This window comes from Agromyces sp. NPDC055658 (assembly GCF_053618155.1).
Window position 1 is genome coordinate 1 of sequence record NZ_JBSHHD010000035.1, and the last position, 12,703, is coordinate 12,703.

General features: G+C 67.1%; 18 protein-coding genes. 17 read left to right on the forward strand and 1 reads right to left on the reverse strand.

The genetic code is table 11. The features are described from left to right. The first annotated feature begins 60 nt into the window (after nucleotides 1–60). The 3 genes from fusA to ACWGPE_RS15210 all read left to right on the forward strand — a co-directional run bounded on the left by fusA (nucleotide 61) and on the right by ACWGPE_RS15210 (nucleotide 4,908). Nucleotides 61–2,175, forward strand: a complete 2,115-nt coding sequence (gene fusA / locus ACWGPE_RS15200; protein WP_275505458.1) for an elongation factor G — start codon at nucleotides 61–63, stop codon at nucleotides 2,173–2,175. A gap of 136 nt (nucleotides 2,176–2,311) precedes the next feature. Next, nucleotides 2,312–3,505: an elongation factor Tu gene (gene tuf / locus ACWGPE_RS15205; protein ID WP_231430092.1), complete on the forward strand. Its 1,194-nt coding sequence runs from the start codon at nucleotides 2,312–2,314 to the stop codon at nucleotides 3,503–3,505. Nucleotides 3,506–3,702: 197 nt separating this feature from the next. Continuing rightward, nucleotides 3,703–4,908 (forward strand): acyltransferase family protein, encoded by a 1,206-nt coding sequence (locus ACWGPE_RS15210; protein WP_452049021.1) that lies wholly within the window; start codon nucleotides 3,703–3,705, stop codon nucleotides 4,906–4,908. Nucleotides 4,909–4,917: 9 nt separating this feature from the next. Here ACWGPE_RS15210 and ACWGPE_RS15215 read toward each other — a convergent pair whose 3' ends face one another. After that, nucleotides 4,918–5,376, reverse strand: a complete 459-nt coding sequence (locus ACWGPE_RS15215; RefSeq protein ID WP_231430094.1) for an OsmC family protein — start codon at nucleotides 5,374–5,376, stop codon at nucleotides 4,918–4,920. Between the two features lie 522 nt (nucleotides 5,377–5,898). On the opposite strand from ACWGPE_RS15215, the gene rpsJ reads away from it, so the two are divergent. From rpsJ to rplE, 14 genes are read left to right on the forward strand one after another with little or no spacing between them, the layout of a single operon-like run. Beyond that, entirely contained in the window at nucleotides 5,899–6,207 is a 309-nt protein-coding gene (gene rpsJ, locus ACWGPE_RS15220; protein ID WP_017201594.1) for a 30S ribosomal protein S10, read from the forward strand. Between the two features lie 8 nt (nucleotides 6,208–6,215). Then, nucleotides 6,216–6,875 carry a 50S ribosomal protein L3 gene (gene rplC / locus ACWGPE_RS15225; RefSeq protein WP_231430095.1) on the forward strand — a complete coding sequence of 220 codons (660 nt, stop codon included), beginning with the start codon at nucleotides 6,216–6,218 and terminating at the stop codon, nucleotides 6,873–6,875. A 3-nt stretch (nucleotides 6,876–6,878) separates the two neighbouring features. Beyond that, nucleotides 6,879–7,538 (forward strand): 50S ribosomal protein L4, encoded by a 660-nt coding sequence (gene rplD, locus ACWGPE_RS15230; RefSeq protein ID WP_231430096.1) that lies wholly within the window; start codon nucleotides 6,879–6,881, stop codon nucleotides 7,536–7,538. After that, on the forward strand, nucleotides 7,535–7,837 hold the full coding sequence (rplW, locus tag ACWGPE_RS15235) for a 50S ribosomal protein L23 (protein WP_231430097.1): 303 nt from the start codon (nucleotides 7,535–7,537) through the stop codon (nucleotides 7,835–7,837). The genes rplD and rplW overlap by 4 nt, the downstream gene beginning before the upstream one ends. 17 nt (nucleotides 7,838–7,854) lie before the next feature. Beyond that, nucleotides 7,855–8,694 carry a 50S ribosomal protein L2 gene (rplB, locus tag ACWGPE_RS15240; RefSeq protein WP_231430098.1) on the forward strand — a complete coding sequence of 280 codons (840 nt, stop codon included), beginning with the start codon at nucleotides 7,855–7,857 and terminating at the stop codon, nucleotides 8,692–8,694. Nucleotides 8,695–8,706: 12 nt separating this feature from the next. Continuing rightward, on the forward strand, nucleotides 8,707–8,988 hold the full coding sequence (gene rpsS / locus ACWGPE_RS15245) for a 30S ribosomal protein S19 (RefSeq protein WP_231430099.1): 282 nt from the start codon (nucleotides 8,707–8,709) through the stop codon (nucleotides 8,986–8,988). 25 nt (nucleotides 8,989–9,013) lie between these two features. Then, a complete protein-coding gene (rplV, locus tag ACWGPE_RS15250) occupies nucleotides 9,014–9,379 on the forward strand; it encodes a 50S ribosomal protein L22 (protein ID WP_092668524.1) in 366 nt (121 codons plus the stop codon). Then, on the forward strand, nucleotides 9,379–10,131 hold the full coding sequence (gene rpsC, locus ACWGPE_RS15255; RefSeq protein WP_231430100.1) for a 30S ribosomal protein S3: 753 nt from the start codon (nucleotides 9,379–9,381) through the stop codon (nucleotides 10,129–10,131). Before rplV ends, rpsC begins: the two co-directional genes overlap by 1 nt. Before the next feature lie 2 nt (nucleotides 10,132–10,133). Then, the gene (rplP, locus tag ACWGPE_RS15260; protein WP_022889731.1) at nucleotides 10,134–10,553 is read left to right on the forward strand and encodes a 50S ribosomal protein L16; all 420 of its coding nucleotides are present in this window, start codon (nucleotides 10,134–10,136) and stop codon (nucleotides 10,551–10,553) included. Beyond that, entirely contained in the window at nucleotides 10,553–10,879 is a 327-nt protein-coding gene (gene rpmC, locus ACWGPE_RS15265; RefSeq protein WP_231430101.1) for a 50S ribosomal protein L29, read from the forward strand. The genes rplP and rpmC overlap by 1 nt, the downstream gene beginning before the upstream one ends. Nucleotide 10,880: 1 nt before the next feature. Next, entirely contained in the window at nucleotides 10,881–11,195 is a 315-nt protein-coding gene (rpsQ, locus tag ACWGPE_RS15270; protein ID WP_231430102.1) for a 30S ribosomal protein S17, read from the forward strand. Nucleotides 11,196–11,228: 33 nt separating this feature from the next. Continuing rightward, nucleotides 11,229–11,597, forward strand: a complete 369-nt coding sequence (gene rplN, locus ACWGPE_RS15275) for a 50S ribosomal protein L14 (RefSeq protein WP_156999952.1) — start codon at nucleotides 11,229–11,231, stop codon at nucleotides 11,595–11,597. 3 nt (nucleotides 11,598–11,600) lie between these two features. After that, nucleotides 11,601–11,960, forward strand: coding sequence for a 50S ribosomal protein L24 (gene rplX, locus ACWGPE_RS15280; RefSeq protein ID WP_231430103.1), 360 nt, complete (start codon nucleotides 11,601–11,603; stop codon nucleotides 11,958–11,960). Further along, nucleotides 11,960–12,544 (forward strand): 50S ribosomal protein L5, encoded by a 585-nt coding sequence (gene rplE / locus ACWGPE_RS15285; RefSeq protein ID WP_231430104.1) that lies wholly within the window; start codon nucleotides 11,960–11,962, stop codon nucleotides 12,542–12,544. Before rplX ends, rplE begins: the two co-directional genes overlap by 1 nt. Nucleotides 12,545–12,703 lie beyond the last annotated feature (159 nt).

The following is a 12,703-nucleotide window of genomic DNA, read 5'->3' on the forward strand; positions in this document are numbered from 1 at the left end:
CTCGCCGAGGCATCCGCTCTCCCTCTCACTTCCGTTCCTGAACCTCCCGGAGGAACCCCCGTGGCACAAGACGTGCTCACCGACCTGAGCAAGGTCCGCAACATCGGCATCATGGCCCACATCGATGCCGGCAAGACCACCACCACCGAGCGCATCCTGTTCTACACGGGCGTCAACCACAAGCTCGGCGAGACCCACGACGGCGCCTCGACGACCGACTGGATGGAGCAGGAGAAGGAGCGCGGCATCACGATCACGTCTGCCGCCGTGACCTGCTTCTGGAACAAGAACCAGATCAACATCATCGACACCCCCGGCCACGTCGACTTCACGGTCGAGGTCGAGCGCTCGCTCCGCGTGCTCGACGGCGCGGTCGCCGTCTTCGACGGCAAGGAGGGCGTCGAGCCCCAGTCCGAGACGGTGTGGCGTCAGGCCGACAAGTACAACGTGCCGCGCATCTGCTTCGTCAACAAGATGGACAAGCTCGGTGCCGACTTCTACTTCACCGTCGACACGATCGTCAACCGCCTGGGCGCCAAGCCGCTCGTGCTCCAGCTCCCGATCGGTGCCGAGAACGACTTCATCGGTGTCGTCGACCTGATCGAGATGCGCGCCCTCGTGTGGCCCGGCGACGCCAAGGGCGACGTGACCATGGGTGCCAAGTACGAGGTCCAGGAGATCCCCGCCGACCTCAAGGACAAGGCCGACGAGTACCGTCAGGTCCTGCTCGAGACCGTCGCCGAGACCGACGACGCGCTGCTCGAGAAGTTCTTCGGCGGCGAGGACCTCACGGTCGCCGAGATCAAGGGCGCCATCCGCAAGATGGTCGTCAACTCCGAGATCTACCCGGTGCTCTGCGGCTCGGCGTTCAAGAACCGCGGCGTGCAGCCGATGCTCGACGCGGTCATCGACTTCCTGCCGTCGCCGCTCGACGTGCCCGCCATCGAGGGCCGCAACCCGCGCAACGAGGAAGAGATCATCGAGCGTCACCCCGACGCGAACGACCCGTTCGCCGCGCTGGCGTTCAAGGTCGCGGTGCACCCGTTCTTCGGCCGCCTCACCTACGTGCGCGTCTACTCGGGTCACCTCGACTCGGGTGCCCAGGTCGTCAACTCGACCAAGGGCAAGAAGGAGCGCATCGGCAAGATCTTCCAGATGCACGCCAACAAGGAGAACCCGGTCGACTCGGTCACCGCGGGCAACATCTACGCGGTCATCGGCCTCAAGGACACGACCACGGGCGACACCCTGTGCGACCCCGACAACCAGGTCGTGCTCGAGTCGATGACCTTCCCCGAGCCCGTCATCGAGGTCGCCATCGAGCCGAAGACCAAGGCCGACCAGGAGAAGCTCGGCACCGCGATCCAGAAGCTCGCCGAAGAGGACCCGACGTTCCGCACCGAGCTCAACCCCGAGACCGGCCAGACCGTCATCAAGGGCATGGGCGAGCTGCACCTCGACATCCTCGTCGACCGCATGAAGCGGGAGTTCAAGGTCGAGGCGAACGTCGGCAAGCCGCAGGTCGCGTACCGCGAGACCATCAAGCGCGCGGTCGAGCGCCACGACTACACCCACAAGAAGCAGACGGGTGGCTCGGGCCAGTTCGCGAAGATCCAGTTCGCGCTGGAGCCGCTCGAGGTCGAGGGCGACAAGATCTACGAGTTCTCGAACGAGGTCACGGGCGGTCGCATCCCCCGCGAGTACATCCCCTCGGTCGACGCGGGCTTCCAGGACGCCATGCAGTACGGCATCCTCGCCGGCTTCCCGATGGTGGGCGTCAAGGCGCGCCTCATCGACGGTGCCGCCCACGACGTCGACTCCTCGGAGATGGCGTTCAAGATCGCCGGCTCGATGGGCTTCAAGGAAGCCGCTCGGAAGGCGAACCCCGTTCTGCTCGAACCGCTGATGAGCGTCGAGGTCCGTACTCCCGAGGAGTACATGGGCGACGTCATCGGCGACCTGAACTCGCGCCGCGGCCAGATCCAGTCCATGGAGGACGCCGCCGGTGTGAAGGTCGTGCGTGCGCACGTCCCGCTCTCGGAGATGTTCGGTTACATCGGCGACCTGCGGTCGAAGACCTCGGGCCGCGCCGTGTACTCGATGGAGTTCGAGAGCTACGCGGAGGTCCCGAAGGCTGTCGCCGACGAGATCGTCCAGAAGAACAAGGGCGACTGAGTCTCCCTAGCGGGGGCTCCGGCCCTTCGCCCGCACGAACCTTCCGGTTCGCGTAACATAACAACACAACCCCCGTAGCACGCCGGTCGCAATCCAGCGCCCGGAGTTCCTACACGAGTCCTGAGGAGGACCCACAGTGGCTAAGGCCAAGTTCGAGCGGACCAAGCCGCACGTCAACATCGGTACGATCGGTCACGTCGACCACGGCAAGACGACGCTCACCGCCGCGATCTCGAAGGTGCTCGCCGACAAGTACCCGTCGGCCACCAACGTGCAGCGCGACTTCGCGTCGATCGACTCGGCTCCCGAAGAGCGTCAGCGCGGCATCACGATCAACATCTCGCACGTCGAGTACGAGACGCCGAAGCGCCACTACGCGCACGTCGACGCCCCGGGTCACGCCGACTACATCAAGAACATGATCACCGGTGCGGCTCAGATGGACGGCGCGATCCTCGTGGTCGCGGCGACCGACGGCCCGATGGCCCAGACCCGCGAGCACGTCCTGCTCGCCAAGCAGGTCGGCGTGCCGTACCTGCTCGTCGCCCTCAACAAGAGCGACATGGTCGACGACGAGGAGATCCTGGAGCTCGTCGAGCTCGAGGTCCGCGAGCTGCTCTCGTCGCAGGGCTTCCCCGGCGACGACGCTCCGGTCGTCCGCGTCTCGGGCCTGAAGGCGCTCGAGGGCGACGAGAAGTGGGTCCAGTCGGTCCTCGACCTCATGGAGGCCGTCGACGAGTCGATCCCCGACCCGGTGCGCGACAAGGACAAGCCGTTCCTCATGCCCGTCGAGGACGTCTTCACCATCACCGGCCGTGGCACGGTCGTCACGGGTCGCGCCGAGCGCGGCACGCTGAAGATCAACTCCGAGGTCGAGATCGTCGGCATCCGCCCGACGCAGAAGACCACGGTCACGGGTATCGAGATGTTCCACAAGCAGCTCGACGAGGCCTGGGCCGGCGAGAACTGCGGTCTCCTGCTCCGCGGCACCAAGCGCGAGGACGTCGAGCGCGGCCAGGTCGTCGTGGCGCCGGGTTCGGTCACCCCCCACACCAACTTCGAGGGCACTGCCTACATCCTCTCGAAGGACGAGGGCGGCCGTCACAACCCGTTCTACGCGAACTACCGTCCGCAGTTCTACTTCCGCACCACCGACGTCACCGGCGTCATCACGCTGCCCGAGGGCACCGAGATGGTCATGCCCGGCGACACCACCGACATGACGGTCGAGCTCATCCAGCCGATCGCCATGGAGGAGGGCCTCGGCTTCGCCATCCGCGAGGGTGGCCGCACCGTCGGCGCCGGTACCGTCACGAAGATCATCAAGTAATCTTCGCGACTGCGACCTGAGGGGGTCGGGCTTCCACCGGAGGCCCGGCCCCTTCGTCGTTCGCGGCGAGGGTCGGGACGGCGTCGGATTCTCCGGATCGGAGGCCCGGCCCCCTTCGTCGTACGCGGTGAGGGTCGGGACGGCGTCGGATTCTCCGGACTGGAGGCACGGCCCCCTTCGTCGTACGCTGGGTGACGATGGGCGGTTCCCCCACCCTCCTCGCTCGATCCGCGGTACGTCCCGAGATCCAGGCTCTCCGGGCCGTGGCCGTGGGCGCGGTCGTGCTCCATCATGGCTGGCCGGCCGTCGCGCCGGCCGGGTACATGGGCGTCGACGTCTTCTTCGTCGTCTCCGGCTTCCTCATCACCGGCCTCCTCATGCGCGAGGCCGAGCGCGTCGGGCGCATCTCCCTGCGCGACTTCTACCTGCGCCGTGCACGACGCATCCTCCCCGCGGCGATGGCCACGCTCCTGGCCGTGTCGGCGCTGACGCTGCTCCTCGTCCCGCAACGGGAGTGGCGGCAGTGGTTCCGCGAGATCGTCGCGTCGGCGCTCTACTACGAGAACTGGCAGCTCGCCGTCGACTCGCAGATCCCGCGGCGCGCCGATCTCGAGTCCACCCCGGTCCAGCACTTCTGGTCGCTCTCGGTCGAGGAGCAGTTCTACCTGTTCTGGCCGCTCCTGCTCATCGCGGCGCTGTGGTTCGCCGCCCGGCACAGGGCCGGCTCGGCGGCCGTGGTGCTGACCCTGCTCGGCGCGGTCACGATCGCGTCGTTCGCGCACTCGATCGCGCTCACCGCGCAGGATGCGAACCTCGCCTACTTCTCGACCTTCGCGCGGACGTGGGAATTCGGCATCGGCGGCATCCTCGCGATCGCGAGCCGGTCGCCCCTCACGGGTCGGGCGGGACTCCGCGCCGCGGTCTCATGGGCAGGACTCGTGCTCATCGCGGTGCCGATCCTGACCTTCCGTGCACCCGAGGTCTTCCCCGGGGCCGTCGTGCTCGTGCCCGTCGCCGGCACCCTCGCCGTCATCTGGGCGGGCATGCCGGAGGTGGCGTGGTCGCCGGCTGGGCTCGCCGGCCTCCGGCCCGTGCAGTGGATGGGCGACGTCTCGTACTCGCTCTACCTCTGGCACTGGCCGATCTTCATGTTCGTGCCCTACCTGACCGGAATGCCGAGCCCGCCCTGGCTGATGGTGCTGCTCGTCGCACTGTCGTTCGCGGTCGCGGGTCTCTCGAAGCGCTTCATCGAGGATCCGTTCCGGCACGGGCGGCGAGGACGGCGCCTCCGGCCCGTCTTCCTGCTGTCGGGGCTCGCCGGGCTGATCGTCGTCATCGTCGGTGCGGGCATCGTCGCGCCGGGCATCGCGGCAGAGCGGGCGGTCGCCTGCGAGCGGGAGTGACGCGCGGGCTCAGCGCATCTCGGTGCCGTCGATGACCGTGTGCACGTCGATCGCTCCCTCGACGCTGCGGCCCACCGTGCACGCCCGTTCGATCGACCGCACCATGATGTCGAGGAGCTTGTCGCGCTCGGCCGGCTCCAGGCCCGACAGGTCGAGCAGCAGTTCCTCGCCGATGCGCTCGTACTTGTTGGATGCCTCCTCCGACTGCCCGTGCGCCCACACCGTGAGCTCGGCGTCGTCGCCGAGGCGGCGCGACATCGGCCGGTCGACCGAGAGGCCGACGCAGCCGGCGAGGGCGAGCTTCAAGAGCTCGCCGGGGGAGAAGTGCACGCCCTCGACGTCGAGGCCGCCGATCGCGACCGTCGCCCCGCGGGCATTGCGACCGACGTAGCGGCGCGTGCCGACGCGGGTCGCCGAGACGCTGCCCGGCGCCTCCTTCGAACTCGGCTGCGGCCTGGTCTCCGACATGTGGGCTCCTCCTCGGTTCGCGCGTGTCCCTCCATCATGTCGGAGCCCGGAGGCGAGGCATCCCGATCGGCGGAGAACCGGCGCGATCGCCGGCGAATCTGCGGGCTCGCTGGGAGTCGAGCGTGCGCGACACGCCCGGGTTGCACGCACCCTCCGAATGTGGCAAACTCGTTGAGTTCAACATTTCGAACGCGGGCCCCTGTGCGCGCGTTCGAATCACTGTCAGGCAGTGCATAGCCACCCGCCGTTCCCACGGAGCGCAGTCGGGGTCAGGCTAGGCCGCAGGCAGCAGAACACACAACCGACCACCACACGCCCGGGGCGACCCGTGCGCGTGCGCGCCGGTTGGGGCTCGAAGGTCGAGCGTGTCGAGAGCACCGCCCCGGGTGACCGGGCGGGTGGTTTCGACAGGCTCGATCACCGGCCTTTGACAGAAGAACAGTGGTGCTTCACACGGAGTGACTACGCGGCGTCCGATGCCCTCGGAAGGGGTAAGACGCCTTGACAGAGAGAGAGTCAGCAATGGCGGGACAGAAGATCCGCATTCGACTGAAGTCGTACGACCACGAGGTCATCGACACCTCGGCGCGCAAGATCGTCGACACGGTGACCCGCGCGGGTGCCACGGTCGTCGGCCCCGTGCCGCTTCCGACCGAGAAGAACGTGGTGTGCGTCATCCGTTCGCCCCACAAGTACAAGGACAGCCGCGAGCACTTCGAGATGCGCACCCACAAGCGCCTCATCGACATCGTGGACCCGACGCCCAAGGCCGTCGACTCGCTCATGCGTCTCGACCTCCCGGCCGACGTCAACATCGAGATCAAGCTCTGAGGTAACAGATGTCTTCCGCTACCAAGAACGTGAAGGGTCTGCTCGGCACCAAGCTCGGCATGACCCAGGTGTGGGACGAGAACAACAAGCTCGTCCCGGTGACGGTCATCGAGATCGCTCCCAACGTGGTCACGCAGATCCGCACCGCTGAGAAGGACGGCTACGAGGCCGTCCAGATCGCCGCCGGCGCCATCGACCCGCGCAAGGTCTCGCAGCCGCTCAAGGGCCACTTCGAGAAGACGGCCGGCACCACGCCCCGTCGCCACGTGACCGAGATCCGCACCGCCGACGCGTCGAGCTACGCGACGGGCCAGGAGCTCACCGTCGACGCGACCTTCGAGGCCGGCCAGCTGGTCGACGTCGTCGGCACGTCGAAGGGCAAGGGCTTCGCCGGTGTCATGAAGCGCCACAACTTCAAGGGCGTCTCCGCTTCGCACGGTTCCCACCGCAACCACCGCAAGCCCGGCTCGATCGGTGCTTCGTCGACCCCCAGCCGTGTCTTCAAGGGCATGCGCATGGCCGGTCGCATGGGTGGCGAGCGCGTGACCGTGCTGAACCTCCGCGTGCACGCCGTCGACGCCGAGAAGGGCCTCATGCTCGTCAAGGGCGCGGTTCCCGGTGCTCGCGGCCGCCTCGTTTTCGTCCGCAACGCAGTGAAGGGGGCGTAGTCCATGGCTACCGCCAACACCATCGACGTGCTCGACGCGACCGGCAAGAAGTCCGGCACGGTCGAGCTGCCCGCCGAGCTCTTCGACGTTCAGACGAACGTCCCGCTCATCCACCAGGTCGTCGTCGCCCAGCTCGCCGCTGCGCGCCAGGGCACGCACAAGACCAAGACCCGCGGCGAGGTCTCGGGTTCGGGCCGCAAGCCCTTCAAGCAGAAGGGCACCGGCCGTTCGCGCCAGGGTTCGGTCCGCGCTCCCGAGCACAAGGGCGGTGGCACGGTCCACGGCCCGCAGCCGCGCGACTACTCGCAGCGCACGCCCAAGAAGATGATCGCCGCTGCGCTCCTCGGTGTGCTCAGCGACCGTGCCCGCGGCTCGCGCATCCACGCGGTCGAGGGATTCGTCGCCGGTGACGTCGCGAAGACGAAGGACGCGGTCGCGCTCCTCGGCAAGATCGCGCCGGCCAACCGCTTCCTCGTGGTCCTCGCCCGTGGCGAGGAGCTCAGCGAGCGCGCGGTCCGCAACATCGAGACCGTGCACGTGCTGCCGGTCGACCAGCTGAACGCCTACGACGTGGTCGTCTCGGACGACATCGTCTTCAGCACCGCCGCGCTCGAGGCCTTCGTGGCCGCGAAGTCGGCGAAGAAGGAAGAGGTCTCCGCATGAGCGCCGCACAGAACAAGGACCCGCGCGACATCATCATCGCGCCGGTCGTCTCGGAGAAGAGCTACGGCCTGATCGACGAGGGCAAGTACACGTTCATCGTGGACCCCCGCTCGAACAAGACCGAGATCAAGCTCGCCATCGAGAAGATCTTCAACGTCCAGGTGGCGTCGATCAACACCCTGAACCGCCAGGGCAAGACCCGCCGCACCCGGTTCGGCATGGGCAAGCGCAAGGACACCAAGCGCGCGATCGTCACCCTCAAGTCCGGCTCGATCGACATCTTCACGGCTGTCGGCTAAGGAGCAGAGGAAGAACTATGGCTATTCGTAAGTACAAGCCCACGACCCCGGGTCGTCGCGGTTCGTCGGTCGCCGACTTCGCGGAGATCACGCGCTCGACGCCCGAGAAGTCGCTGCTCCGCCCGCTGTCGAAGACCGGTGGTCGCAACAACCAGGGCCGCATCACGACCCGTCACATCGGTGGTGGCCACAAGCGCCAGTACCGCGTGATCGACTTCCGTCGCAACGACAAGGACGGCGTGCCCGCCAAGGTCGCTCACATCGAGTACGACCCCAACCGCACCGCCCGCATCGCGCTGATCCACTACATCGACGGCACGAAGCGCTACATCCTCGCGCCGAACAAGCTCAAGCAGGGCGACCCGATCGAGGCCGGCGTGAACGCCGACATCAAGCCGGGCAACAACCTGCCGCTCAAGAACATCCCGACCGGTACCGTCGTGCACGCCATCGAGCTCCGCCCCGGCGGCGGCGCGAAGCTGGCCCGCTCGGCCGGCGCCTCGGTGCGTCTCGTCGCCAAGGACGGCCCCTACGCGCAGCTCCGCCTGCCGTCGGGCGAGATCCGCAACGTCGACGCGCGCTGCCGCGCGACCGTCGGCGAGGTCGGCAACGCCGAGCAGTCGAACATCAACTGGGGCAAGGCCGGCCGCAAGCGCTGGAAGGGCGTCCGCCCGACCGTCCGCGGTGTCGCGATGAACCCGATCGACCACCCGCACGGTGGTGGTGAGGGCAAGACCTCCGGTGGTCGTCACCCGGTCAGCCCGTGGGGTCAGCCCGAGGGTCGCACCCGTCGCCCCAACAAGGAGAGCGACAAGCTCATCGTCCGTCGTCGCACCGTCGGCAAGAAGCGCAAGTAGGAGTAGAAGAAGATGCCGCGCAGTCTCAAGAAGGGCCCCTTCGTCGACGAGCACCTGCTTCGCAAGGTCGCCGTGCAGAACGAAGCCGGTTCGAAGAACGTCATCAAGACGTGGTCGCGTCGCTCGATGATCGTCCCCGCCATGCTGGGTCACACGATCGCCGTGCACGACGGCCGCAAGCACATCCCGGTGTTCGTCACCGAGACCATGGTGGGCCACAAGCTCGGCGAGTTCGCCCCCACCCGCACCTTCCGTGGACACGTGAAGGACGACAAGAAGGGCCGCCGCCGCTGACGCGGTGGTGTGAAGGAGGAAAGAAATGGTGGAGTCGATCGCACGCGTGCGACACATCCGCGTGACCCCCATGAAGGCCCGCCGCGTCGTCAACCTGATCCGCGGCAAGCAGGCTCAGGAGGCCCTGGCCATCCTGAAGTTCGCCCCGCAGGGTGCGAGCGAGCCCGTGTACAAGCTCGTCGCCTCGGCCATCGCGAACGCTCGCGTCAAGGCCGATGCCACGAACACCTACCTGGACGAGCAGGACCTCTACGTGAAGACGGCGTTCGTCGATGAGGGCACCACCCTCAAGCGATTCCAGCCGCGCGCGCAGGGCCGTGCCTTCCGCATCAACAAGCGCACGAGCCACATCACCATCGTGCTCGGCACGCCCGAGGAGGGTACGAAGTAATGGGTCAGAAGGTCAACCCGTACGGCTTCCGTCTCGGCATCACCACCGACCACGTGTCGCGGTGGTTCTCCGATTCGACGAAGCCCGGTCAGCGCTACTCCGACTACCTCGCCGAGGATGTCAAGATCCGTCGCCTGCTCCAGACGTCGCTCGACCGCGCCGGTGTCTCGCGCATCGAGATCGAGCGCACCCGCGACCGCGTCCGCGTGGACATCCACACGGCGCGTCCCGGCATCGTGATCGGCCGCCGCGGCGCCGAGGCCGAGCGCATCCGCGCCGACCTCGAGAAGCTCACCGGCAAGCAGATCCAGCTCAACATCCTCGAGGTGAAGAACCCCGAGGCCGACGCCCAGCTCGTCGCGCAGGGCATCGCCGAGCAGCTCTCGGCTCGTGTGGCGTTCCGCCGCGCGATGCGCAAGGGCCTGCAGGGCGCGCAGCGCGCCGGCGCCAAGGGTGTCCGCATCCAGGTGTCGGGCCGTCTCGGCGGCGCCGAGATGAGCCGCTCGGAGTTCTACCGCGAGGGCCGCGTGCCCCTGCACACGCTCCGCGCGAACATCGACTACGGCTTCTACGAGGCCAAGACCACCTTCGGCCGCATCGGCGTGAAGGTCTGGATCTACAAGGGCGACATCACCAACAAGGAACTCGCGCGCGAGCAGGCGGCCCAGAAGCCGTCCCGCGACCGCAACGACCGTCCCCGCCGCGACCGCGCCCCCAAGGCCGAGCCGGCGACCGCAGGAGTTGAGGCATAACCATGTTGATTCCCCGTCGAGTCAAGTACCGCAAGCAGCACCACCCCGGCCGCTCGGGCCAGGCCACCGGCGGCACCAAGGTGTCGTTCGGCGAGTACGGCATCCAGGCGCTCACGCCCGCTTACGTGACCAACCGTCAGATCGAGTCCGCTCGTATCGCGATGACCCGTCACATCAAGCGCGGCGGCAAGGTGTGGATCAACATCTACCCCGACCGTCCGCTCACCAAGAAGCCGGCCGAGACCCGCATGGGTTCCGGTAAGGGTTCGCCCGAGTGGTGGGTCGCCAACGTCAAGCCGGGTCGCGTCCTCTTCGAGGTCTCGGGCGTCTCCGAGGAACTCGCCCGCGAGGCGATGACCCGTGCCATCCACAAGCTGCCCCTCAAGGCACGCATCATCAAGCGCGAGGAGGGCGACGCATAATGGCCGTCGGCACCAAGGAGCTCAGCCCCGCAGAGCTCGACACCTTTGAAGACGAGCGACTCGTCGACGAGCTGAAGAAGGCCAAGGAGGAGCTGTTCAACCTGCGCTTCCAGTCGGCCACCGGCCAGCTCGAGAGCCACGGCCGACTGAAGGCCGTCAAGCGCGACATCGCCCGCATCTACACGGTCATCCGTGAGCGCGAGCTCGGCATCCGTGCCACTCCCGCGCCGGTCGAGGCGGCCCCCGCCAAGACCGAGAAGAAGACGAAGAAGGCCAAGGCCGAGGCAGAAGCCCCGGCCGAGGCCGCTGAGACGAAGGAGGCCTGACATGGCTGAGACCAAGAAGGCTGCGGCCGAGGTCGCCGAGGCTGAGCTCGTTGAGACCGCAGAGCACCGTCCGTACCGCAAGGTGCGCCGCGGCTACGTCGTCAGCGACAAGATGGACAAGACCATCGTCGTCGAGGTCGAGGACCGCGTGAAGCACCCCCTCTACGGCAAGGTCATGCGCCGGACGTCGAAGGTCAAGGCGCACGACGAGCAGAACACCGCCGGCATCGGCGACCTCGTCGTGATCAGCGAGACCCGTCCCCTTTCCGCCACGAAGCGCTGGCGTCTCGTCGAGATCGTCGAGAAGGCCAAGTAAGCCTCGCCGGCTTGCTCAGAGAAGGAGTTCGAAGTGCTTCAGCAGGAATCACGAGTCAAGGTCGCCGACAACACCGGCGCCAAGGAGCTGCTCACCATTCGCGTGCTCGGCGGCTCGAAGCGTCGCTACGCCGGCCTCGGTGACGTCATCGTCGCGACCGTCAAGGACGCGATCCCCGGCGGCAACGTCAAGAAGGGCGATGTGGTCAAGGCCGTCATCGTCCGCACCGTCAAGGAGACCCGTCGTCCCGACGGCTCCTACATCAAGTTCGACGAGAACGCCGCGGTCATCCTGAAGAACGACGGTGACCCCCGCGGCACCCGTATCTTCGGCCCGGTCGGTCGCGAGCTTCGCGACAAGAAGTTCATGAAGATCATCTCGCTGGCACCGGAGGTTATCTAAGTCATGGCCAACATCAAGAAGGGCGACCTCGTCCAGGTCATCTCGGGCCGCAGCCAGGCTCGCGGCGGCGACCGCGGCAAGCAGGGCAAGGTCCTCGAGGTGCTCGTCGCCGAGAACCGCGTCATCGTCGAGGGCGTCAACTACGTCACGAAGCACGTGCGCGTCGGCCAGACCCAGCGCGGCACGAAGACCGGTGGCATCGAGACCCAGGAGGCGCCGATCCACGTCTCGAACGTCGCGATCGTCGACCCCGAGTCGAAGAAGCCGACCCGCGTCGGCTTCCGCACCGAGCAGGTGACGAAGGACGGCGTCACGAAGACCGTCCGCGTCCGCTACGCCAAGAAGTCAGGTAAGGACCTGTAATGACCGACACGGCAACGCAGGCTGGCAAAATCCAGCCGCGACTGAAGACCAAGTACCGCGGCGACATCGCCAAGGCCCTCACCGAGCAGTTCGACTACGCGAACCCGCACCAGGTGCCCGGCCTCGTGAAGATCGTCGTGAACATGGGTGTCGGCGAAGCCGCCCGCGATGGCAAGGTCATCGACGGCGCGATCGCCGACCTCACGAAGATCACCGGCCAGAAGCCGCAGGTGACGAAGGCCCGCAAGTCCATCGCGCAGTTCAAGCTGCGCGAGGGGCAGCCGATCGGTGCGCACGTGACGCTCCGCGGCGACCGCATGTGGGAGTTCCTCGACCGCCTGCTCTCGCTCGCACTGCCCCGCATCCGCGACTTCCGCGGCCTCAGCGACCAGCAGTTCGACGGCCACGGCAACTACACCTTCGGTCTCACGGAGCAGAGCGTGTTCCACGAGATCGACCAGGACAAGATCGACCGCGTCCGCGGCATGGACATCACCGTGGTGACCACCGCCTCGAACGACGACGAGGGTCGTGCGCTGCTCAAGGCGCTCGGCTTCCCGTTCAAGCAGGTCGAGAACGCGTAAAGCCTGCGTGTAGTAGACTCTACGAGTTTGTGCTCGAGCCGCCGGCTCCCGACGCATCGGGGGCCGGCCGGCCCGAGACATCCGGCCTCACGCAACCGCTGAGGCCACCACCACAGGTCAGTCCCCGTGTAACGGGTCCTGAAACCTGGTGAACGTTAG

Coding starts and splice junctions, on each gene's coding strand:
- rplW (WP_231430097.1), top strand. CDS start 7,535: ATGAGCGCCGCACAGAACAAGGACCCGCGCGACATCATCATCGCGCCG.
- rplC (WP_231430095.1), top strand. CDS start 6,216: ATGTCTTCCGCTACCAAGAACGTGAAGGGTCTGCTCGGCACCAAGCTC.
- rplP (WP_022889731.1), top strand. CDS start 10,134: ATGTTGATTCCCCGTCGAGTCAAGTACCGCAAGCAGCACCACCCCGGC.
- rpsQ (WP_231430102.1), top strand. CDS start 10,881: ATGGCTGAGACCAAGAAGGCTGCGGCCGAGGTCGCCGAGGCTGAGCTC.
- rplE (WP_231430104.1), top strand. CDS start 11,960: ATGACCGACACGGCAACGCAGGCTGGCAAAATCCAGCCGCGACTGAAG.
- rpsC (WP_231430100.1), top strand. CDS start 9,379: ATGGGTCAGAAGGTCAACCCGTACGGCTTCCGTCTCGGCATCACCACC.
- rplD (WP_231430096.1), top strand. CDS start 6,879: ATGGCTACCGCCAACACCATCGACGTGCTCGACGCGACCGGCAAGAAG.
- rplV (WP_092668524.1), top strand. CDS start 9,014: ATGGTGGAGTCGATCGCACGCGTGCGACACATCCGCGTGACCCCCATG.
- ACWGPE_RS15215 (WP_231430094.1), bottom strand. CDS start 5,376: ATGTCGGAGACCAGGCCGCAGCCGAGTTCGAAGGAGGCGCCGGGCAGC.
- ACWGPE_RS15210 (WP_452049021.1), top strand. CDS start 3,703: ATGGGCGGTTCCCCCACCCTCCTCGCTCGATCCGCGGTACGTCCCGAG.
- rpmC (WP_231430101.1), top strand. CDS start 10,553: ATGGCCGTCGGCACCAAGGAGCTCAGCCCCGCAGAGCTCGACACCTTT.
- rpsS (WP_231430099.1), top strand. CDS start 8,707: ATGCCGCGCAGTCTCAAGAAGGGCCCCTTCGTCGACGAGCACCTGCTT.
- rplB (WP_231430098.1), top strand. CDS start 7,855: ATGGCTATTCGTAAGTACAAGCCCACGACCCCGGGTCGTCGCGGTTCG.
- rplX (WP_231430103.1), top strand. CDS start 11,601: ATGGCCAACATCAAGAAGGGCGACCTCGTCCAGGTCATCTCGGGCCGC.
- rpsJ (WP_017201594.1), top strand. CDS start 5,899: ATGGCGGGACAGAAGATCCGCATTCGACTGAAGTCGTACGACCACGAG.